The organism is Anaerococcus lactolyticus ATCC 51172, assembly GCF_000156575.1.
Classification (GTDB): domain Bacteria; phylum Bacillota; class Clostridia; order Tissierellales; family Peptoniphilaceae; genus Anaerococcus; species Anaerococcus lactolyticus.
The window spans coordinates 1-435 of record NZ_GG666092.1 but is presented as its reverse complement, the minus strand read 5'-3'; the positions used below and the strand labels follow the sequence as shown (position 1 = coordinate 435).

The following is a 435-nucleotide window of genomic DNA, read 5'->3' as shown; positions in this document are numbered from 1 at the left end:
TCTTTATCAAACGGAAAATGGAGTATATATTTCAGAAGAAAAAGTTGGTTGTCATTTGGTTGACCAAAGGTTGTCAAGTGGTCAACCCAGTATAGATAAGGGTAGATTAGATAAGGTTAGTATAGATAAGGGGAGAGGAGAACAGTTCACCCCCATCTTTTATGGAGAATTCAAAAATGTAAGGCTAAGCAAAGAAGAATATGAAAATCTTAAAGAAAAATTAAGCTCACACACAGAAATAATGATAAATAAACTATCAAGATACATGGAAAGCAGTGGTAAGACCTATCAAAACCACTATGCGACAATCTTAAAATGGTATGAAGAAGACAAAGAAAAACTAAGACATCAAGGAGGAAATAAAAAAATGAACTATGATGTAGGAGAATCTTTATAGATAAAAAGAGGTGGAAAGCCACTATTAAAGACTTTAAT

The 435-nt window shown here is 32.4% G+C and carries 1 pseudogene; it reads left to right on the top strand.

The window, feature by feature from the left end:
* Window positions 1–397: pseudogene (locus HMPREF0072_RS10410) on the top strand (replisome organizer); the annotation flags it as partial.
* Window positions 398–435 lie beyond the last annotated feature (38 nt).